Below are 21,932 nucleotides of genomic sequence, written 5' to 3'. Positions count from 1 at the left end.
AAAGAGCCCCAGCAGATAAGCTGAGACCCCTTTGTTCGATACAAGCTATGCTTGAGTTCATTTCACGCAGATAATAGATTACTTCTGCCCTTTTTCTAATAATGCAAGGATTATGGTAACCGCCTCTGCTCTTGTTGCCTTCTGGTTAGGTGCAAATTTATTCTGCCCTATACCATTCACAAGGCCTGATTTCGCTGCCGCTGCAATATACGGCACTGCCCATGCTGGTACATCCTTAGCATCATTGAAGGTTAATGTCGCTTTAGGATCTACCGTAATACCAAGAGCGCGAACAACCATAACTGCTAATTCTGTACGTGTTAGCTCCTGTGTAGGACGGAATGTTCCATCATCATAGCCACTGATAATTTGCAGAGAAACAGCCTGTGCCACAAAAGACTTAGCCCATGCTGGAATCTTCGCAGAATCCTTAAAGCTTGAAGTGTCACCATTCTCCGGTAATTGTAATGCACGTGCCAGCATTGTGATAAATTCAACCCGATTCACTTTCTGATTCGGACGGAAAGTATCATCCGGATAACCACTAACGAAGCCAGCTGCTACTGCTTTCTCGATAACAGCAGCCGCCCAGTGATTGCTAGTATCCGTTAAAGATGGCTTACTAACTGGCGTCGCAGTTGGTGAAGGCGCCGTTGTCGGTGCTGGTGTAGCTGTTGGCGCTACTGTTGGTGTTGGTGTTGGTGTTGGTGTTGCTGTCGGTTTTGTTGTTGGTGCTGTTGTTGGTGCTGTTGTTGGTGCTGTTGTTGGTGCTGTTGTTGGTGCTGTTGTTGGCGCTGTTGTTGGTGCTGTTGTTGGCGTTGGTGTTGGTGTAACTCCACCATTCTCATCGCCCTTAACAATACCGAACTCTTCAAGAACATATGGTCTAGCCTCATTAACATTCTGATCAATCTCATAAGATACAGCTGTCAGCTTCCCTGCATCTACAGTGATACCAACAAAGGTCTGAACTTGACCGCGCATTGGACGCGTAGCATCACTTGGGTCCGCTCCGTATTTAGCTGCTGTATTCTCATTGGCTACTTCAAAGAGATTATAGTAAGCATCTCCCAATTCTTTCTTCATGTTCTTATAGTAAACCTTCGCTCCTGCCGTAGCTGGAATCAGATAGATTGTTCCATCTGGGTTTACTGTGTACTCTACCGTTTGACCATTGAAGCTTTCCTTGATTTTCACTGTGTCTGCTGCAGTTCCGTCAGCCTTGATTGGCTTGGTTCGTGCATAGATATGATCGTGACCTTGAAGCACCAGGTCAATACCCAGTTCAGCCATCATTGGAGCGACTTTCGCTCTTTCTCCATTAGCGCCCATAATATCTTTGTCAGTAGCGTGGTTAGAGGTTGTGTATGGTCCTTTATGCATAGCGACGATAATCCACTTCGCTCCAGCAGCCTTCGCTGCTTTTACATCGGCCTTCATCCAATCCAACTGTGCTTTGCTGAAGTTAGCATATTCATCCGAATTCTCATTCGTGTTCAAGACTACAAAGTGCGCATTGCTGTAATCATAGGAATAGTATGCTCCTGTTTCTGTTGGTGAGCCTGCAGCTTCCTTAATATTGTAGTGCTCATAGAAGGCATTCGCTTTATCCTCATGGTTCCCCGCAACTGGAACAATAGTCGTATTTAGCAAGGTTTCCTGCGAATGGCCAAGCAACCAATTCCATTGTGATTCATTGGTTCCAGTATCTACAATATCTCCGTTAATCGCCACAAACTCAGCATTCGGGAATGTCGTAAGTGCTTTTGCCATCGTTTCTCCAGAAAGAATAGCCTCATCTTCGGTCTTAGCTTGTGTGTCCGCCAGATCGATGAAAGTAAATGCACCTGTCTTAGCAGCTGTTTCGAAAGTTCCCACTGCACTCCACAATCCCAGTGCTTTATCACCTACACGGAAGTAGTATTTCGTATCAGCCTTAAGGCCAGAAGCTTCAGCTTTATGAACTAATTCATCCTTTGAATTTCTGGAAACAGCTGAACGTCCTGTAAACTCAGCAGCTTTTGTAAAGTCTGGAGTAACGCCCGTGTTCTCTACAACCTGCAGGTCGTTTCCTGAAGATTTCAACGCTGTGTACCAAGTGAATCCTTTTGCACTCACTGGGTCGCCGTTAAAGGTAACTGTAACTTTTTTGATAGAATCGGTAGAAGCAATTTTAGCTTCTGAATTGGTTCTGTCACTTACCGCTTTGATAACAAATTGATAGGTTTGGTTCGGATTAGTATTTTCTACAGTGTAACTATAAGAAGTTTGACCTTCCGTATTAGGAACACTGAGAGTCCAGTTTGCAGATATCAGATCATTTTGCTCATAAATGCGATATCCTGATACCGGTGCACCGGATGCAGGCGCATCCCAAGTTAACGTGATTTTACCGCCATCTGCTACAGTAGCTTTTGCATTTTGCACAGGTTTAACAGCTACATCAGACTTATGAATGCTGTATTTATCATACAAGTCAGTAGATCCACCAGTTGTCGTGGTGTAGGCTTCGTATGAAAATTCATTATTCGTTACAGTCATTCCTGTGAACATTTCCTTACCAGGCTGCTCGTATTTAGCTGCAAAAGGAAACGGACCTGCGCCAACATTATATTTTTTATTACCCGCTGCATTTGTAATCAGGTATAACGTACCCTTAGGATCAGTTACCACTCCGTTTTTGTCCGGCTTAATATCCGTCAACGGCTGATTGTTGTACATTTGATAGCTTCTAGTATAGGTGTGGTCATGTCCTCCGATAACCATGTCAATACCAAGCTCATCAAATACCTTTGTCAAATTAGCTCTGTAATAGAGTACATCTGTATCATTTGTGTGACTGGCAACTGAATAAGGTGATTTATGCAAAAGCACAACCTTCCACTTCTGATCGCTTTTCGCGGCTTCACTGCGCAGCCACTCTACTTGTTTTTTGTAAATTTCGTTATTCTCAAGACTCGAGCTAGCACCATAATATTCTGTATTAATAACCATAAAGTGTGCTGAACCGTAGTCAAAAGAATATACAGAGCCATCTGGTTTTGCGCCCGTATTCGAGACATTAGGTAAATTAAAATGAGTTGTGTAATTGCTATAACTCTTACTTTCATGATTACCTACCAGTGGAACCAATGGGATATTTGCTAGAATATCCTTTGGTTTATTGAAGAACCATCCCCATTGCTCCTCAATATCACCGTTGTCTACCAAATCACCGGAATTCAGAATGAATTCACTTGTCGGGAATTTAGCCAATCCCTCTTGAAGGGTATGATTCCAAATTTCAAAATCACCTTCAGTTGTTCCTTGAGAGTCCGTTGTATATAAGAACTTAAATGCCTGATTACTGGAGCTTTCTGTTGTAAACGTTCCGATGTCACTCCAATTGTCAGCTTGTCCATCCCCAGCACGGTAAGCATACTCCGTTCCCGGCTGCAGATGATCAGCAATGACCTTATGGCTAGTCAGTACAACTGGTTTTTTAGCTGACTTATCCGCTTTGGTCATATACACGCTTGTTGTAACCGATGTTCCTTCGTAAGTTTGAACACCTACCGGGAACTGACCGTCCACTAATTTAGAAGCTTCTACTACTTCAAGCTTGGTACCCGTCACACTCTCAGGTGCATACCAGTTGAATCCCATACTAGTCTGAGGGTTTCCGTTAAAAGTCAGTGCGATGGACTCAGGCTTACCAACTCCAGGTTCTACAGGCTCTACTACCGGATAAGCAATCAGGTTCATATCCCAATAGAGGTCAGAGCTACCATCACTTGACTGATGCACCTCAGCTGAAAGCTCATTACTTCCGTCCTTCAAGTTAGCCTTTACTACTTCGGTAAGGTCTACCTTGGTATATTCGTTTGGATCACTTAAGTTAGTTGAACTTTTTGTTTGAAAATTAATTTCGCCCGCTGGCATAGCCTCACGGTAAATTTCTTTACCGTTCAAATATAGTACAGCTCCGTCATCAAATGCGAAATTACCCAAGATTTTATCGGATTTCGCAATCTCTTCCTTATTCACCGTTACGTTTGTACGGAAGTAAGAAGTACGATATTTCATACTCTTATTAGAACCGTAGCTTATATTTGTGTTCAGAGCACCAAATTGCTTGCTGCTGACTCCGGATCCACTATCTTTATAACCAAGCGGCGCTTGGCCAGACGCCCATGTTGAATCATCGTACACGGACCGCCATACCGTCCCTTGATCTGTTCCGTGATCTAGATACTTCCACGTAGAATTCCCTGCCAATAATGTAACAGGCTCTAACGATTGTAATTGCAGTAGTCCAGCATCCCCATTGCTGTCTTCAGCATAAGCTGGTATTCCTGTGAATGTAATTCCCAGTACCATAACGAAAGCTAAGGTCATGGATACAGCTTGTTTAAATAACCTATTCATAATCAGTCTCCCTTACTGTTCTATGAAATGCTTGCATCCATTTATAGTAACTATTAAATATTTTCGCAATGTCTTTATAAACATAGAAGTTTGTAAAGTACATCGTGTATGTATTCTTACAAAAGTGGTTACAGTAACGGCAAGGTTGCCAATCAAGGAGGATAAACATGGACGATACTCATGCTTTTGTAGAAAAAGTACATGACACCCAAAAGAAAGCTGAAAAGAATAAAGAAAATCACGGTAAAAGTACACCAAGTCAAAAGCTGCCAAATAAACAGCACAGTAAGTAAAAGCGTTTAAATCGTTGGCTCCCAAACACGACAAAGAAGCAGCAAGCCTCTCCAACTATGGGAGACTTGCTGCTTTACTTTTTAAGGCACAAAGATAAGTGCTAATGAGGGCTTATTTCGTCCATTTCACTACATTTACTGCTACTTTTTCTAATTGCGTCTTACTCAGTGTTTTATTCGGGGAACTAATAGTAACAAAACGATCATCCAGTTTATAGGTCAAGAACAACGAATCGGTGGATGGACTATACCATTTAGCTTCGGTTCCGTTAGAGAGCTTTACGGTTTCACCTTTATATTCGTAAGCGTAATCACGAGGAGAAATGTTCACCTTCATCTGCTTAAACAGAAAGTTCACACCATCATCTGAACCCACTACTTTTTGAAATGCGTCTCCACTCACCATTTGAGTAGGTGCATAGGCTGTTTCGAAACCTTGGAAATTGGCGAAGGCTTTAACAATCTCTTCTTTCTGAGTGTTGCTGTATTGTACAGGAGTCAGAGAAATAGTGTCAGTCACCGAGCCTCCTGTACCAAGAATAACCTGATTGTTCACCGCATCAAAGGTCACAGGCACCTTCATCACATCAGCAATCGCACGTACAGGAAGATAGGTTGTATTGTTATACGTAATTGGTGCCAGTGCATTTCCTTTATTATCAACTGGCGTATAAGCCGTGCCATTCACCTTAAATCCAATGCTGTGATTGAGATATGCCGTAATTTTCTGAAGTTTAGTTCCTGCGTACACACCGGCTGATCCTGTGACTACCATCCCAAACACCATTGTTGCTATAATTATTTTTTTGTTTTTCATAAGTAAGCCCTCCTAGAAAGTTCAATCTTTGTTCTTACTTTAGCTCAAACAAAATAAGATTATGTCTCTAAGTTGTTTCTTACTTGTACCCATTTTGTAATTAAAAAAATCAAAATATCATTAATTCAAAAAAAATAAAAACAGCAACCCGCTTGTCCTAAAAAGGATCGTACGGATTGCTGTTAGATTAACTTTGATACGGCGTTGTAACCTTATACACTTCTGTATATAAAATTTCTCTATAAAGATTGAATTCTTCTACATCGACAGGGTTAGGGTAAGTCATAATTTGAAGCGGTAAATCCGCATTTCCCTCACGCAGAGGGGGCTGCACATACGCATAAGGATTCAAATGGAAGCCCAGTCGCTCATAAAAGCCAATTCTCCGTTGTTCCATTTCACCCAGTGGCGGCTCTACTTCAAGAAGCACAGGCTTGCCCGACTGACGGATATATTCTTCCATCAGCTTTTTACCAATGCCCCCACCTCTTATACTTGGGTCCACGGCAATATGTTCTACAAATCGAAATCCTGGAAACTCCCAGCAAGCTATAAAAGCAATGATTTTCCCCTCAGCATTCACTTCGGTAATCAATCGGTAATGTGGAACATCCAATAACTCCTGTTGTCCCTCATAGGTTCTGATCTCGGAGGTAGGAAAAGAGGCTTCCATAATAGCGAATATTTCATCAAAAGTTGTGTGATTCATAACATAGTTCTCACTTTCTGGATTTATATTTACACAAGTTATCTTAACCTTCTGAACCCTATGATATCAAATTTAGGCATCAAGGTACTAGTACCTGGTACTAGGATAACGTGCTATACTAAGCATAACAGTTATACACATCTTGTTTTATATAGGAGAGGTTCATATTGGATAATCAGCAGTGGATCGCACCTGAGTACTACAATCTCACTTCGGAAATGGAACGTCATGCTCCGGAAAAGATTGCGCTTAAGTGGTTGAATGAACAAGGAGACTACGAGGAGATCACTTACGGAGATCTTCGCAAGCAAGCTAACCAGCTTGCCGGAGGGCTCGCAGCACTCGGCCTTCAGCAAGGGGATCGTGTTCTTGTAATGGTTCCCCGTCGAATCATCGCTTATGTCATTTATTTAGCATGTCTGAAGCTAGGACTTGCCATTATCCCTTCATCAGAAATGCTTCGCGCCAAGGATCTATCTTATCGTCTGCGGCATTCCGAAGCCAGAGCTGTTATTGCTTGGTCCGAGGTCACTGATGAAGTTAATAAAATCTCGGACGATCTGCCTGCTCTGGATTACCGTCTTTCCGTATCCGGCGACCCTGACGAGCTCGGTCATGGATGGCTAGATCTGGAAGGCCTAATAATTGATCAGCCAGATAAATTCACTGCAGTCGAAAGCCACCGGGACGATATGGCGATCTTGGCATATACCTCTGGAACAACTGGCAACCCTAAAGCAGTCGTTCACAGTCATGGCTGGGGTTATGCTCACTTACGTATCACATCGCCTCAATGGCTCGATATCAAAGAAACCGACACCGTTTGGGCAACAGCAGCACCGGGCTGGCAGAAGTGGATCTGGAGCCCCTTCCTAACCGTCCTTGGCAACGGGGCGACCGGCTTTGTATATAGTGGATCTTTTCATCCCAAAAAATATTTGCAGTTGTTACAAGATCACAACATCGAGGTATTATGCTGTACGCCAACCGAATATCGCTTGATGGCCAAATTAGAAAATCTCAATCAGTATGACTTGTCCCACCTTCGCTGCGCGGTTTCCGCTGGAGAGCCTTTGAATCAAGAGGTTATCAACACCTTCCAGCGGGAATTCAATATCACGATTCGTGATGGTTACGGTCAAACAGAAAGTACGCTTATTATCGGTACTCTCAAAGATACACCTATCCGAATAGGTTCTATGGGTAAGTCTATTGCCCCTGGTCTAATTGAAGTGGTAGATGAGGACGGCATTCCGTTACCTGCTGGAGTTGTTGGAGATATCGCAGTGCACCTAAGCATGCCAGCGTTATTCCATACCTATTACAAAGACCCTGGCAGAAAAGAAAGCTCTACTCACGGCGAGTTCTTCATAACTGGTGACCGGGCACGGAAAGATGAAGAGGGTTATTTCTGGTTCGAGGGCCGTGGAGATGACATTATCATTAGTTCGGGCTACACCATAGGTCCTTTCGAAGTAGAAGAAGCCCTTATGAAACATGCTTCGGTTAAGGAATGCGCGGTCGTAGCAAGTCCGGATGAAATCCGCGGACACATCGTTAAAGCTTTTATTGTACTAAAAGATGAGACCGCCGCTTCTCCAGAGCTTGTGAAGGAGCTGCAATCCCATGTTAAAGAGTGGACCGCTCCTTATAAATATCCACGCAAAATCGAGTTCATTCAAGATCTTCCGAAGACAACCTCCGGAAAAATACGGAGAGTAGAGCTTCGCGAGCAGGAGAAACGTGCTGCACAGGAGTAACATAACAGTAGATATTTAATATACAAAGAGCAGCTAGTCCGTAATAGGACTGCTGCTCTTCTTTATAGGGTATCAGCTTGTTACTCGGACCAATATTTCGCATCCGGGTTTAGAGCCGCGCCTACTTCGCCCTCTTTTACTAAATCGCAATCGAGGTAACCCTCTTCATCCAGGAAATAAACCTCCTGCTTGTAGAACTCACATAAAGTCTCCAGGAACTTTTCAGGTGATTCATACATAACAATCAGATCCCCAAAATCATGCAGCAGGTCACATACACGTTCCACACCATCTGCAGATTTATAGTAACAAATGAAGTCGCTACCGTAGTTCGTTAAGATCGGCAAGATAACGCCATCCACTTGATGGCCTTTTTCCTCCAATATTCCAGCTAAAATCTTCATCTCTGCTTCATATTCATTAATATGAATTAGACGATATCCTGGAATAAATTCGATCAGACTTGGTTCTTCTTCCTCACTGCTTGTACCCGAAACTGTGTTATAAATGGCCTTCAGCAGTTCAGGGGCTTCCGGAAAAATCGCCGTAATCTCCGCTTCATTATCACCGTTACCTAAGCTGGCAATATAGTCAGGACGTAAGTCAGCGGAAAGCTTAATATATTCTTGAAATTGTTCTGTCAATTTGTTAGTTTGCATGTTGTCATCCTTTACTTGTTCGAGGAATTCCACATCTTCATCAGCCAAGCGTCAAAGTCAGCGCCCTTTTCGCCTTCGTAAATATCGTACACGTCGATTCTCATCTTCTTCAGTTTCTCTTTGAAATCTTCGTACGAATGATCTCTTGGCAAGCTCTTCTTGATTCTCAGGAGTATTTTGGATACGCCTTTTACTAGCTCCGGTTTATTCTTGGACGGTACTTTAACATCTTCGCCGAATGCCTTCAGTTTAAGGTAAGCCGCTTCTTGAACTGTATATACAGGATCGCTCTCCATTAAACGCGTCAGGATATCGATAATTTGTTTGTGGTTCGTCTGTCCCAGTTCTTCAACAGCTTCTAGACGGGCTCTCCAATCCGCAGAGCGGTTGGCAGCTTTCTTTAATTCCTCGTAATTCTCCGGTAGTCCATTATTGTTCAGTTCTTCGATCATTCCGTTCAATCCCCTTCTATTCAAAACTATCTATCTAACATTAACAGTATAACCAACCATTGCGCAAGCTAAGAGAGGAAGATCTTTGCATGACCTTTTCCTTCAAACATATTTCCACAAAATTGGGGTAAAGTATTCGAAAGAAAGTGTCCCGCAACATTCTATAGACTCTTTACGTTAGTTAACTAGAGAAACGTAGATCAAACACACCAAGGAGAGTGACCTAATTGAAAAAACATACCTTCATTCTAGCGTTAACTATTGTATTAAGTGTAATGCTTAGCGCCTGTTCCAGTAGTAACAATGAAGCCGTTGTCGAAACCAATCTGACGCCGAAAGAAATGATCGACGAGATGCTCGCAAAAGTGGAACAGCCTTCATTAATGGAAGTTGAAGAAGATATGGTAGCTCAGCTGTACCATCTAGCTCCATCATTACTTGAAGATTATAGCATTAGAATGCCAATGATGAATGTGAAAAGTAACGAAATTGCCATTTTAAAAGTTAAAGATGCAAAAGATATCTCTACTGTCGAAACCGCCGTCAAAGAGCGTGCGACTGATATTCAAAAGCAATTCGAACAATACCTTCCGGATCAGTATGAGAACGCCCAAAATTATAAGCTGGTCACAAAAGGCAATTACATCTTATTCGTGATTTCGGAGAGTGCTGATCAGCTGGTGACTGAATTTGATACCTTGTTTACTAAAAAATAATTAGCGATGGTATTCAGCAGCCTACTGTTCCTATTCCTGTTCCTGCCGGCTGTCCTTGCACTCTACTATGTTTCGCCTTGGCGAATCAAAAACCTCATATTGTTCTTAAGCAGTCTGGTGTTTTATGCTTGGGGCGAACCCGTCTACATTGTAATTATGTTGCTGTCCACCATTACGGATTACGGCTTTGGTCTACTTCTTAGTAGACCGAAGCTAACTAAGGTACAGCGCAAGTGGATTGTGGTTAGCTCTATGGTTATTAACCTGGGCTTATTGTCGTATTTCAAATATGCAGATTTTCTCATCCAAAATGTAAATGAACTCCTCGGTACTCATATCCCATTAACTGATTTACCACTACCTATTGGGATTTCGTTCTATACCTTTCAATCCATGTCGTACATCATTGACGTATACAGAGGAACTGCTAAAGCACAGCGAAATTGGATTGATTTTGGTACGTTTGTAGCCTTGTTCCCGCAATTAGTAGCCGGTCCTATCGTTCAATACAACACCATCGCAGAGCAATTACGAGCGCGTTCGGTGGATATCCCCATGTTCGCAGAGGGTGTACGGAGATTCATTATCGGACTAGCCAAAAAAGTGCTGCTTGCCAATAACATCGGTTTGCTCTGGCACACCATCTCCAGCTCCAATCTAGATTCCATGCCTGCTTTAACCGCTTGGATTGGCATTATTGCATTTGCTTTTCAGATCTATTTTGATTTCAGTGGATATTCGGATATGGCGATTGGCCTCGGACTTATGTTCGGCTTCCGCTTTAACGAGAACTTCAACAAACCTTATATTTCACAGAGCATTACCGACTTCTGGCGGAGATGGCATATTTCCCTTAGCAGTTGGTTTCGTGACTACGTATATATCCCGCTTGGAGGCAACCGCCGGGGTTTAGGCATTCAAGTGCGCAATATCCTCATCGTCTGGCTGTTGACGGGAATCTGGCACGGAGCAAGCTGGAATTTTCTACTCTGGGGATTATACTTTGGGGTTATTCTTATCTTTGAAAAATGGTGGGGATTAAAGCTACTGAGCCGCCTACCGCGCTGGGTTAGGCATCTATATGCCATTGTACTTATTCTCGTCGGATGGGTCTTGTTCGCCTTTGAAGAACTTCCATTGGTGCTTAGTTACTTGCAAGCGATGCTCGGCTTTAACGGTCAGCCATTGTGGGATACCACTACTTTATACTTCACTTACACAAACGCGATTCTACTTGTGGTACTAACTTTAGCCTCTGCACCTTTAAAAGCTTTCAAGCGTATGGATGCTAGAACGATCCCTTCTCTGATTTGGTATGGTGTGCTGTTCTTCCTATCTGTCGCTTACTTAGTGGATGCTACCTTTAACCCATTCTTATATTTCCGATTCTAGGGGGTGATTGTTTATGAAGCAGAGAACGGATCGAATACTAGTGGTGGGATTTGTCGCGACGCTGTTTCTGGTGGGTATAACCTTTTTCTTATTGCCAGTTCAACGTTTCTCTGAGCTAGAAAACCGATATTTGCAAAGCGCTCCCCAACTGACATGGGACAATTTATTATCCCACACCTACGCGGAAGAGGCGGAAAGCTTCGTAACCGATCACTTCCCTTTTCGCGCCAAATGGGTATGGGTGAAATCGGCGATGGAGCAAATGAGGTTGCAGCAAGAGAATAACGGAATTTATAAGGGGAAAGATGGCTACTTATTCGAAAAATTTGAGGCACCTGATCACAATAAGGTTCAGCAATATACAGCGGCTGTGAAGCGTTTTGCCGATAAAAATGCGGAAGCCAAAACGACCTTTCTGCTTGCGCCGACATCGGTAGGCTTGTACAACGAGCGTCTGCCCTGGTTAGCACCCGTATATTCGCAAGCCGAGGTGAATCAAACGATTGCTGAGGATGTAGGGGATAGCCTTACTTTTATAAATGGATTTAATGTTCTTGCTCCTCATGCCGCAGAGGACATTTATTATCGGACCGATCATCACTGGACAACCTACGGCGCTTATTTGGCTTACATAGCTTATGCTAAAAGTATGGGATGGCAACCTCTGTCCCAGAGCGAATTCGAGATTGAGACGGTTAGCGATTCGTTCCTTGGAAGCTACCATACGCGGAGTCAATTTAACGGAGTGGCACCAGATTCCATTCAAATGTATAAGCCAGTTCATGATGTATCCACCAAGATGCATATTGTAGATACGGGTGAGACTTTAACAAGTATGTACGATCCAAGCTATCTGGAGAAAAAAGATAAATACTCTTATTTCCTAGGCGGCGTTCATGCCCTTATGAAAATCACAAGTCAGCTTGATCCTAAAGTGGTCAAACAGGAGAAGCTGCTCGTCATCAAGGACTCCTATGCGCATAGTGTCATCCCTTTTTTGACTCAGCATGTACCGGAAATCCACGTGATCGACATTCGTTATTATAACGGGAGTATCAGTGAGTACATGGCTCAGAATGATATCAAGGATGTATTGATGCTGTTTAATACAGCTACTTTTGTTGATAATGCTTCGATCTTGAAGCTGAATTGATGGTAGGGCGATGAATATGGTGATGGCTGGTGAAGAATATGGTGATTGTGTGATGAATATGGTGATGGGGCGATGAATATGGTGATTGTGTGATGAATATGGTGATGGGGCGTAACTGCGGGAAGTTTGGACTTTCGGTCGCTGTTGTCTCCAGATGTTTTTGATTTTACCGCTATCAGCGGATAACATCCGGAGACAAAGGCGAACGCTCCGCTCCTACAGTTCCAAAATTCCCTCCGTTACTTTTCACCATATTTATGGGTTAAATCTAAAAACCATTCACGATTATGTGTAGAATCGTGTCTCTGCCGATAGCTTTAAAGCGAATGAATCCTCCTTGAAGGAGTGCTTCATTTATTATGAGCTGCAATTCAATTCCACTAGCATTGCATTAAGCTTCACATCACACCACTTTGCGGATTAGGGAAATCCTCCCTAAAATTAGTCAATTATCGGCTCAATTTGTGACTTTTAAGGAAATCCTCCCTAATAAATACGAGAATATCCTCTTTATGAATGAAACACCCTGATAATTGGGGAGATTTTCCCTAATTATCGCTTGGAGCACGATTAATCTCACATAATTAGGGAGGCTTTCCCTAATCTAAACATTTAATCATTGATAGTGCCTGATACATATTCATTATGAGGTTGATTAAGAGTGAAAGAGTTGCAACAGTAACTGAAGATTTCTTAAGGGACATTTTCCTCCCACTAGCAATTATTTTCTGTAACCTCAACATCAAACCAAACACTAAAACTAATATACGAATCCTCTAATGTGGCTTCATATTTTAGATCATTCTTAGCTAGAATCTCCGCGACGATAGACAGGCCAAGTCCAGTTCCTGAGATTTCTTTATTCCGAGACTCCTCGATGACATAGAACGGGTCCCAAATATACGCTAGATGCTTCTCTTTTAGGCGCGTGGTTTTATTAGTAATGGTGAATTTCAAAGTGCCTTGGGTATCATTCGCTACTGAGATTCCAAAGACATTCTCTTCCCCATATTTAATGGCGTTACTAATTAAGTTGTTGAATACAATTTCTATCTGGCTAATATCCTCTTCAACGATGGATTGTTCAACCGAATGGAAGTCGGTCTGTAATGTCAGGTTTTTATTTTTAAGCGTAATGTTATATTGTGAGATCACTTTGAGCAGAAGCTCTTTAAGATCGAATTTTTCTTTATACACTTCGGTCTTTTGAATCTTGGACAGTTTAATTAAGTAATCCACCATATCAGACGTATACTTCACCTGTTCCAAAATGATATCCGTATACGTACCATCATCCAAATCATCTTGAATGCCAATGGTATACGCCTGGATTAAGGATAACGGTGTTTTTACCTCGTGTGAAATGCTTGAGATCAGTGTGTTTAAGCTTTGATTTTTCTTTTCCAGCTCTGCATGGGCACTTTTCAGGCGCTGACTCATCTGGTTAATGCTCTTTGATAATTCTTCGATTTCATCTCCGGATTTAATCGTCACTTGTTTAAAATCAAGATTGGAGATATCCTTCGCTACATCCTGCAATTGCTCCAACGGAGTAATGATTTTCCTCGAAAAATAAGCCACTAACAGCAAGCTAATAATAATCCCCAAAAGAATAGAATAGAAGCTGAATTGGTTTACGATGTTTAAAGCATCTGTATTGTGCACAACCACTGTGCCGATGAGGATTAAGCTACCATCCTGCTCATATATTTTCGTTAACAGGCTGGACTTCAATTTCCCCTGATTAAATAATAGATTCACCGTTTTTCCTTCATTTACCTTTTGCAAAACTTCTTCCGTAATCCAGAACTTATTAAGTGCCACTTTATCTTTGTACAACGCAAATTGAATGTTCTCATTGATTATTGTTGCGCTTCCGTTGTTCTCAACCCTAACTATCGTTACATTGTTATTGTTCTCGATCGCTGTTTCTTTCTCCATGAGCTGATCCAGACTGAGATCCTTTACTTCGTCATATATGTCGTTAATTTTGGTTTTCATTTTGTAAAGGTAATAATCAGACGAGAAAAAATTGTGCAATGAATAGGACGTCCCAAATACAATCAGCAGAATAATACTTACCATAATCAATAACTTCGTGCTTATTTTATTGATTTTTATCATGGAAGCTGTACCCCATTCCCCTGTGTGTAATTACGTGGTCAGCCCCAATCTTATCGCGTAATCTTTTGATATGTGTATCCACGGTTCTCTCTTCACCAAGATAATCCATCCCCCAAACGGAAGATAACAAAGAATCTCTGGACAAAATCCGGCCTTTATTCTCGTATAGGAAGGTTAGCAGTTCAAACTCTTTTTTATATAGGGACAGCTCCTCCCCATTCTTGAACACTTTTTTTCGCTCAAAATCAATTTCTAAGTCCCGTATAGCAGCTACTTTTTCGGTACCCAGCATTTTTTTGATTCTCAGCATTAAGATCCGTGGATCGAATGGTTTTCTTATATATTCATCTGCACCGATATCTAATGCGCTAAATTCATCGTCATGGGAAGATCGAGCGGTCAACATGACCACCTTAGCTAAACTAACCTGCTTGATTTCATTGCACACCTCAATCCCGCTTCGCTTAGGCATCATCCAATCCAGTACCACAAGGTCGATCTTATTCGAAAAAAAGAGCTCCAGCGCCTCCTCCCCATCCATAGCTACCCAAACGTTATAGCCCTCTTTTTCGAAATAAGTCTTCAATATAGTAGTCATGTGTTTCTCATCATCCGCAATTAGAATGTTCAAGTAGCATCATTTACTCCTTTCCTTCAAGTCCTTTCTTCAATACTTCCCATATTGGGCTATCGACTACTTTTCGAGGAGGCTGTTCGCCATTCTCTATCGCTTGCCAATATTCCCAGGTTGGGGGCTTACTTCCCAATTCATAATCCATACCGTCCCAAGTATCCTCGCGGAAAGCATAAAACGCCCAGTGCCAGCCGAAATCATCAAAAATCGAGATTAAATCAGCCATGTATTGATCTGCACCTTTTACTAATCGATTCGTTCCAAACTCTTCTGCAACAATCCGGTTTGCGGGGATGTTATTTTCCTTTGCCCACTGCGCAACAGGTTCCAGAAATTCCTTTAAGGCTTCCTTGTTAAAAGCTTTTTCCGTTTTATCTTCTCCTACTTTTATCGTTCCAGGATATTCATAGGTTAACCCTTTTTTCTTATTTTGACTGGTTAGCTCGTAAGGCTCGTACATATGAAAAGCATACAACACATTCTCATCATCGATCGGTTTTAAATATTTAAAGGCCCAAGGCGTAGCATACAGCCCAGAATTTACGATAATTGGTGTCTTCGTATCTACGGTACGAATAGCGGTCACTATCGTCTCATATAAAAGATTCAAATCCGCAGGGGTATTCTCTACTGAGCTATACCATTCGCTGTAGTCCTGTGTCCAGAAGTCATTAAATCCCGTGGCGGTCTCTGGATGTGGCTCATTTATCAGGTTATAACCGATTACCGCAGGATGATCTTTCAACCGGCTTGCTAGATCTCTCCAAAACACTGCCGCTTGTTCATGATAACTGAAATCTTTCCATATCCGGTCATCATTTTTGTAATTATTGAACTGCCTCCAGCGATCTCCGGGGAGACTGAGGACGGTCAGCACTACTTTGGAGCCCCGAGCCTCGGCTGCATCTAAGTCCGCTTTTAACTCGGCAAAATCCTCCTCAACAATCCCTTCATACTTATCTGCATTCCCTATTAGAAAATCTTTATCCGGGTTCGCATCCGGTTTGTCATTAAATAAAAAGTCACTGTCTTTTGCCCATTTATCTGGTGCCAAACGAATGAATTCAATATTCTGCTCTTTCGCAGCATCATAGTTTTCCGGTAAAGATTTTGAATTCATGAAATTGGTTCCTTTTCTCTGGCCATCCCAGAAGGCTAACTTCTCATTCCTTTCTTTCGTTTCTTCCTTCTTCTCTTCTTTCTTCAGTTCTGGATTGGCTTGTGATGGTACCGAACTGCATCCGACAACCAACAATAAGATCAACACGATAAAAGCTTTAGATTTCTTCATTTTCTCACCTCGTAGCCTATCGTAGCGAATCTCTGTTACAAGAGTGTCACAAGGGGTCGGAATCAAGCTCTACAAGTAGGTAGCTGATGAATTTCATACGAATCCAAGAATCGAACCTTACTCTTTCATATTCTATTTCTAGGAGGTGAGTATAATATGACCATTCAGTTTGTAGATTTAAGACTTTCCAACCAAGCTGCTTCGGATGCTACACCAGCAGTTATTCCACTAGCAGCGACTCCCCTTGTTTTTGGGGATATTGGTATTCAGACCGCAGGCGTATCGGCAGATAATCAAGGCAATGTCCGCATACTTTTGACTGGATTTCTAAAAGTAGAAAACAATCCTCTTTCCAACACTAATACCGTTAATGTTCGCAGAAACGGAACCATCATTTTCACCACAACATTTGGTGTTGCGATCAGCAGAGAAAACGAGGCTTTCGGCTTTACAGCAGTAGATGTTCCACCGCCAGCAGCGGTCGCAGCAGGTCAAATTCAGTACACGGCGGAGATCTTCACTAATGCTGCTGCAACAGATCCCTTTAATAATGTCCAAGCCAGAAACTTTAGTGGCGTTGCGGCAGCGGGTAACTTCTAGCATTAATATGCAGCGGGTGGATGAGCGAATTGTCTCATTTAAAAGCAGAAGCTCAACCAAAAGTACTGGTTGAGCTTCTGTTCATTCTCCAAACAACAGATCCAAAATCCGTTCATCCGCTTGGCGGTTCTTGCCTTTATAAGGATAACAATGAATATGAATCGCTGGATTAAAATTGATCTCAATAATGCTGTAATTGGTATCGGTAGCCACTTCCCTAATATCATCAATCATCATGTCTACTCCACAAATAGTGGCCCCTGCAGCTTTAGCTGATTGAATGGCCAGATCTTTATAGCTGTCAGGAATCTCATCAGTAAAGTCTAAGCTATCTCCACCGGTACTAATATTCGAATTCTCCCGCAGGTAGATGATCTCATTCAATGGAGGGATATCGCTCCAAGCCATAGTGTGATTATTCAACAACATCTCTTCTGCTTCGCCAATCCGAATCTTCTCAAGCGGAGTTTTGTAGCCACGACCTCTTAGCGGATCCTTATTCTTTTCGTGAACCAGCTCTTCTATTGTATGTACACCATCACCGACCACATTCGCCGGAACCCGGTGCAATACTCCGACTACTTCATCACCCATGACTAGAAAACGATATTCTTTCCCCGTCATAAATTCCTCAAGCAGCACTGTTCGATCATGCTCGAAGGCGATTGCGAAGGCTTTTTGATAATCTTCTTTGGAGAAATCATCTGTAAAAATAGTAATGCCGAGTCCAAAGTTGGTTGATTTGGGTTTGATCACTATTCGCTTATTACGATAAGTGCCATATGCATTCATTGCCGCTTCCAGATCTCCAAATGCCTCACCTGAGGGAACACGAATGCCTTGTTGTTTGAGAACTTCCTTCGTAACAATTTTATTCTCCATAATTAGTACCGTGCTGTAAGAATCCAGGGATGTCTTCGTAGCCTGCTTAACGTATTCTTTATGATCGCCTTTCGTAAGTACAACGAAGTTCTCTTCCCGATCGAGCAATTGGAACTTAATCCCACGTTTAACCGCTGCCTTCAGCAGAAGCTGTGTAGATAGCTCCAAATCCTCATATCCGACAAATCGGTATCCATTCGCAAGACTTTCCTTAGCATATTGTTTGGCTTTATTCAGATGATATTTAATAAAAGAGGATTGTTGAACTTCCGACTTCACAATTCCCGCAAAGCTCTGATCTGAATTTAGAATCTTATCCTTAGCTTCGTTCAGAACGTTCGAGAACTGTTTATCCTCTGGGTTCAATAGCTGTATCATATCCTGCATCTCTTGCATACAAATTAAAGCCTTCTGTTCCATTGTCCCGCAAGAATCTCCGTAATCATGCAAACAGCCTTTGATCCCCTCCATGATCAATTGATCATGATTAAGATTCGCCATCTTCTGATCCTCTACTCCGAACGGTTCGTCCTCTTTCATTAACATATACAGGATAAACAGATGAATGAAAGTCATTGATTCTTTGCTTATTCCTATTTTATAGAGTGGATTGAGATCAATAAAACGAAGCTCCAAATAGGCAATCCCATCCTGCAGCAGCTCCTCTAACGGATGTTTACCTCTTGCCGTCTTCACTCTAACCGGGCTATAGAACTCTTTTACACTTAATAATTCTTCCGATTCTATCAACGCTTGTAAATCATGTACATATTCCGTAAGCGAGTCAAAAGATACATAGAGAGGCTTTTCATTCCGATACCCGCATTCGCTATTTCGCAGTGAATTCATATTCAGATAATAGAAGCTTTTATCATCATCCGATTCACCACGTGCCACACATTGCTCCATATAAGTCTTATCAAAAACAGGACTAGCACCTGTTAAATAGATTAGAAGCCAGCGGTATCGCAATAGGTTGCGGGCTATTTTTAAATAGGTCGCATCTTTGAAATCTTTAAAACTCTCTTGTGGATCAGCGATATCATGAAGCTTTTTTAGAAATTGTTCATCAAAAGAGAAATTATAATGGATCCCACTCAGCAATTGTCTTTTACGACCATACTTATCGGCTAGCTGATGTCTATACTCGTCCTCTACCGGATTACCCATTCTGGCAATGGGAATGTCCTTATCATTCGGTAGCATGGGAGGATTACTACTCGGCCACAGATATTCTTCATTAAGCTCTAGCGACACAATATCCTGCAGCGCCTCCAGAAAGTTATAAGTCTCTTCAATAGAATCAAAAGAGGGTGTCACCATTTCAACCTGACTCTCTGAGAAATCCGTTTGAATATAGGGGTTCTCCAGCTTGTTTCCAAAGGCTTTTGGATGTGGTGTCAGCGCAAGTCTTCCCTCTGGATCCACTCTGACATTTTCTTTTTCCAGTCCAAATTCTCCGTGAAAAATCTCCTTATTCAAATGGTTATCCTTTAAAAGCTGTATGAGTTTACGATTTAATAAAGCCATTCCTACGCTCATCCTTTGCTTAGTAATTTGCCTGCTGTTTATTCATTCTGAACAAAGATCTTCTAAACCAGAACACAAGAATAACACCCTTGAACACACTGCTTAGCGCAATCGACATCCACACCCCATTCAAGCCAAAAGGTTCGGATAAGAGTAGGGCTAGTGGAATTCGGAGTGCAGTAAATGAAATACTAAAGATCGGTGGGATGTGGGTTTGACCCATGCCGTTAAAAGCACCTACTGTCATCAATTCCATACACATGAATAATTGTGAGTAACCGATGATCCGCATATAATCTGCGCCCAATTCCAAACTTGTCTGGTCTGATAAAAACAATGAAAATAGCTGCTGCGGGAACGCAATAAATATAAGCGACACGATCACGCCAAAAATGGAGGTTAAAATTAAGGCCTGACGATACCCCTGCCCAATACGATCGAAGCGACGTGCTCCATAATTTTGACCAAAAAAGGCAGCAATAGCTCCCTGTAGTCCGCCAATGGTCATATAGGAAATGGATTCAATTTGGATTCCTACTTTTTGAACCGCAATAGCATCCGCTCCAAATCGTACAATGATCTTGGCAATGATGATCGATATGATCGTAAAGGTGACCCGTTGGATCGTTATTGGTAGCCCCATGCGGATGACTTCTTTCATTTGACGACTGTCCCACGCGGATGTGTTTGAAATGAGTTCTGACTTTTTTGTCTTCACGATAAAAAGAGCCGTAACCAAAATGTTCGCCGTTAATGTTGCAATAGCTGCCCCCGCTACTCCCCATCCTTCAAAACTGCCCCAGCCAAAAATCAAAAATGGATCAAGGACAATATTAACCATAAGACCAATAGAGAAGATCTGAAACGGTTGTTTACTATTTCCCATAGCGTTTAAGAGCGTTGCGAATAACGTATTCACGATGGAAAATACCGATCCAAATATCGAAATCACTAGAAATTGTCTAGCCATCCGCTCTACTTCATCACTTCCAAGATCAAAAAAACCAATCAACTGATTCTTGGTTAATAGCACTAAACTCATATAGAGAAGTCCTAATAAAATAGACATCATAAATCCATTCTTTATATAAGATTTAGCCTTCTCTAACTGACCAGATCCCATGCAATGCGCCACCTTAATCCCTGTGCCGATCGTAACCATAGTCGATAAAGCAATCGCTAGATTAATGAAAAAACTCGCTGTACCAATCGCGGCAACCGGACCACTTCCTAATCTTCCAACCCAAATCATATCGACTAGACCATAAGTAGTAGAGATGAAATTCGTCGCAATAATCGGAAGCGTTAATTTCATTAAGGTAGGCATAATAGGACCCTGAGTCAAATCGTTTGTGTCCTTCAAGTCCTTCAAGTCTAATTACACCTTCTTCATCTAATTTCAAATCCATTATATAACCACACACTTATATAAACAATTGATTATGTGTGAACAATATGTTGAGTTCGGATTTTTCGGTGAAATGGCTATTGAAAAGAACGATTAGTTCGTTTAGAATAAAACCAACGATCAGTTCTATATTTATAGAACTAATAACAAGTTCAGTATTTCACTGAAAGAATGGAGCAGCTCTTGGATTATAAAGTAGAGGTCGATTTTGCACCCATGTATGAATGTGTTAGTAGTATGACTGCTTTTCTAAGTAAGCAGAACCATACTGCCATGGATTCCGGCAAGCTCTGGGTACGCGATGTTCAAGCCAGATTCGCGCCAATGCTGCTACGTAAAATGCAGGAAGTCGTTAAGAAACTTGATGATTTCAGTTTGGCTCCCTATATTTGGTGCTGTCCGGGAGAGCGTTCGGTAGAGGGGTTTTTGGAGTGGTTCGATGGTTTATCTTCGGGCGAACTGTATGAAATATCCGGACGTTTCGGCCAATCGGTCCCTTCCAATCTTGCGGAGCTTAGGGACACTGCCGCTGACATCCTCCGCGAATGGAACTCAGGTTACTTCAGTGGAATCGATCCTAATATCATCAAAGGGCTTGAGCAAGAAGCCGAATCAAGACGCGCGATGCTAAGCGGGAACAATGATATGGAAGTCTTTGAAGCAGCTACTGCTGGAATGCGCCTTTATCCAACCGAACATCTGAAGCAGGTCATTATCATTCCGCAATATCATGCTCGTCCACTGGTTACGACCGCTATGTATGATGAATTCGTATTCACCAGCTACTCTTGTGATGTTCTCCCTCCGGAAGCTGGACGGCCTGCGCCTGCATTACTCCGCCTTACCCGTGCGTTGTCAGATGAGACCCGGCTGTATATCCTTCGTTTGCTCACAGGCAAGCAGCTCAATTTCACAGAAATCGTGCGTGAGGTAGGACTTTCTAAAAGCACAATCCACTACCATCTTATCGCACTGCGTGCAGCTGGGCTGGTCATTGTCCATACCAATGTTAGAAACGCATCGTACAGCCTGCGATTAGAAGCGTTAAACGGGCTGCCTCAGCAGATTGGGGCGTATTTGGAGAGTTAAGAAAGGAGCTACCAAG

17 protein-coding genes are annotated in these 21,932 nt (G+C 42.2%); 7 read left to right on the top strand and 10 right to left on the bottom strand.

Annotated features, from left to right (window positions below; translation table 11 throughout):
• Positions 1-78: 78 nt before the first annotated feature.
• On the bottom strand, positions 79-4,407 hold the full coding sequence (locus NST34_RS04080; protein WP_341127225.1) for an S-layer homology domain-containing protein: 4,329 nt from the start codon (positions 4,405-4,407) through the stop codon (positions 79-81).
• 167 nt (positions 4,408-4,574) lie between these two features.
• Between NST34_RS04080 and NST34_RS04075 the strand changes: the two genes are divergently transcribed.
• Complete coding sequence (locus tag NST34_RS04075) at positions 4,575-4,700, top strand: DUF4023 domain-containing protein (RefSeq protein WP_052404154.1); 126 nt, start codon at positions 4,575-4,577, stop codon at positions 4,698-4,700.
• A gap of 112 nt (positions 4,701-4,812) precedes the next feature.
• On the opposite strand, the gene NST34_RS04070 is transcribed toward NST34_RS04075, so the two are convergent.
• On the bottom strand, positions 4,813-5,517 hold the full coding sequence (locus tag NST34_RS04070) for a hypothetical protein (RefSeq protein WP_339244981.1): 705 nt from the start codon (positions 5,515-5,517) through the stop codon (positions 4,813-4,815).
• A gap of 187 nt (positions 5,518-5,704) precedes the next feature.
• Positions 5,705-6,226: a GNAT family N-acetyltransferase gene (locus tag NST34_RS04065; RefSeq protein WP_076300319.1), complete on the bottom strand. Its 522-nt coding sequence runs from the start codon at positions 6,224-6,226 to the stop codon at positions 5,705-5,707.
• A 164-nt stretch (positions 6,227-6,390) separates the two neighbouring features.
• Between NST34_RS04065 and mbcS the strand changes: the two genes are divergently transcribed.
• The gene (gene mbcS / locus NST34_RS04060; RefSeq protein WP_341129503.1) at positions 6,391-7,986 is read left to right on the top strand and encodes an acyl-CoA synthetase MbcS; all 1,596 of its coding nucleotides are present in this window, start codon (positions 6,391-6,393) and stop codon (positions 7,984-7,986) included.
• Between the two features lie 80 nt (positions 7,987-8,066).
• On the opposite strand, the gene NST34_RS04055 is transcribed toward mbcS, so the two are convergent.
• Both NST34_RS04055 and NST34_RS04050 read right to left on the bottom strand, forming a co-directional pair.
• Complete coding sequence (locus tag NST34_RS04055; RefSeq protein WP_341127224.1) at positions 8,067-8,645, bottom strand: hypothetical protein; 579 nt, start codon at positions 8,643-8,645, stop codon at positions 8,067-8,069.
• Between the two features lie 11 nt (positions 8,646-8,656).
• Positions 8,657-9,097 (bottom strand): HEAT repeat domain-containing protein, encoded by a 441-nt coding sequence (locus tag NST34_RS04050; protein WP_340974174.1) that lies wholly within the window; start codon positions 9,095-9,097, stop codon positions 8,657-8,659.
• Between the two features lie 227 nt (positions 9,098-9,324).
• On the opposite strand from NST34_RS04050, the gene NST34_RS04045 reads away from it, so the two are divergent.
• The 3 genes from NST34_RS04045 to NST34_RS04035 are packed head-to-tail and all read left to right on the top strand — an operon-like array spanning position 9,325 to position 12,358.
• The gene (locus NST34_RS04045; protein WP_042184975.1) at positions 9,325-9,813 is read left to right on the top strand and encodes a DUF4358 domain-containing protein; all 489 of its coding nucleotides are present in this window, start codon (positions 9,325-9,327) and stop codon (positions 9,811-9,813) included.
• A 6-nt stretch (positions 9,814-9,819) separates the two neighbouring features.
• Positions 9,820-11,205, top strand: coding sequence for an MBOAT family O-acyltransferase (locus tag NST34_RS04040; protein ID WP_341127223.1), 1,386 nt, complete (start codon positions 9,820-9,822; stop codon positions 11,203-11,205).
• A 13-nt stretch (positions 11,206-11,218) separates the two neighbouring features.
• Positions 11,219-12,358 carry a DHHW family protein gene (locus NST34_RS04035; RefSeq protein WP_341127222.1) on the top strand — a complete coding sequence of 380 codons (1,140 nt, stop codon included), beginning with the start codon at positions 11,219-11,221 and terminating at the stop codon, positions 12,356-12,358.
• Positions 12,359-13,072: 714 nt separating this feature from the next.
• Here NST34_RS04035 and NST34_RS04030 read toward each other — a convergent pair.
• The 3 genes from NST34_RS04030 to NST34_RS04020 are packed head-to-tail and all read right to left on the bottom strand — an operon-like array spanning position 13,073 to position 16,407.
• Positions 13,073-14,482 carry a sensor histidine kinase gene (locus NST34_RS04030; RefSeq protein ID WP_341127221.1) on the bottom strand — a complete coding sequence of 470 codons (1,410 nt, stop codon included), beginning with the start codon at positions 14,480-14,482 and terminating at the stop codon, positions 13,073-13,075.
• Entirely contained in the window at positions 14,466-15,113 is a 648-nt protein-coding gene (locus NST34_RS04025; protein ID WP_076300313.1) for a response regulator transcription factor, read from the bottom strand. The genes NST34_RS04030 and NST34_RS04025 overlap by 17 nt, the downstream gene beginning before the upstream one ends.
• A 10-nt stretch (positions 15,114-15,123) precedes the next feature.
• Positions 15,124-16,407, bottom strand: coding sequence for a glycoside hydrolase family 5 protein (locus tag NST34_RS04020; RefSeq protein WP_341127220.1), 1,284 nt, complete (start codon positions 16,405-16,407; stop codon positions 15,124-15,126).
• A gap of 156 nt (positions 16,408-16,563) precedes the next feature.
• Here NST34_RS04020 and NST34_RS04015 point away from each other — a divergent pair, with 156 nt between their 5' ends.
• Positions 16,564-17,007, top strand: coding sequence for a hypothetical protein (locus NST34_RS04015; protein ID WP_341127219.1), 444 nt, complete (start codon positions 16,564-16,566; stop codon positions 17,005-17,007).
• A gap of 81 nt (positions 17,008-17,088) precedes the next feature.
• On the opposite strand, the gene gshAB is transcribed toward NST34_RS04015, so the two are convergent.
• Positions 17,089-19,419, bottom strand: coding sequence for a bifunctional glutamate--cysteine ligase GshA/glutathione synthetase GshB (gene gshAB / locus NST34_RS04010; protein ID WP_341127218.1), 2,331 nt, complete (start codon positions 19,417-19,419; stop codon positions 17,089-17,091).
• Between the two features lie 19 nt (positions 19,420-19,438).
• Complete coding sequence (locus tag NST34_RS04005) at positions 19,439-20,791, bottom strand: MATE family efflux transporter (RefSeq protein WP_339800538.1); 1,353 nt, start codon at positions 20,789-20,791, stop codon at positions 19,439-19,441.
• A 207-nt stretch (positions 20,792-20,998) separates the two neighbouring features.
• On the opposite strand from NST34_RS04005, the gene NST34_RS04000 reads away from it, so the two are divergent.
• Positions 20,999-21,916, top strand: coding sequence for an ArsR/SmtB family transcription factor (locus NST34_RS04000; protein WP_339800535.1), 918 nt, complete (start codon positions 20,999-21,001; stop codon positions 21,914-21,916).
• Positions 21,917-21,932: the final 16 nt, after the last annotated feature.

Source organism: Paenibacillus sp. FSL H7-0714 (assembly GCF_038003765.1).
Taxonomy (GTDB): Bacteria; Bacillota; Bacilli; order Paenibacillales; family Paenibacillaceae; genus Paenibacillus_AQ.
The sequence above is the reverse complement of the archived record's forward strand: the minus strand, read 5'-3'. Positions and strand labels throughout refer to the sequence as shown.